The sequence below is a fragment of the Photorhabdus sp. RM96S genome (genome assembly GCF_042879335.1).
Lineage (GTDB): Bacteria > Pseudomonadota > Gammaproteobacteria > Enterobacterales > Enterobacteriaceae > Photorhabdus > Photorhabdus kayaii.
In genome coordinates this window covers 1-225 of sequence record NZ_JBHFKT010000283.1, presented here as the reverse complement: position 1 = coordinate 225, position 225 = coordinate 1, and the positions used below count along the sequence as shown (strand labels likewise).

The following is a 225-nucleotide window of genomic DNA, read 5'->3' as shown; positions in this document are numbered from 1 at the left end:
CACTTTAGCCAGCCGTATCAGGGCGTCTAAGGTGGGTTGAGCCGACCCCGCTTCATAACGGCGTATCTGGTTAACATGAAGAGATGCACTGTCAGCCAGCGCCTGTTGTGTCAAGTCAGCCGCCTTGCGAAGTTGTATCAATCTGGCAGGAAAGTTCATCGGTATAAACCATAAAGTTGTCGTCTCCATACTGTAACCTGCCTTTCTAATAAGGGTTGACATAAA

At 48.4% G+C, this 225-nt stretch carries 1 protein-coding gene; it reads right to left on the bottom strand.

Annotated elements, in window-relative coordinates:
• The coding region (locus ACGF49_RS25365; protein ID WP_387493594.1) for a helix-turn-helix domain-containing protein at positions 1-159 on the bottom strand (159 nt) is incomplete at its 3' end.
• Positions 160-225 lie beyond the last annotated feature (66 nt).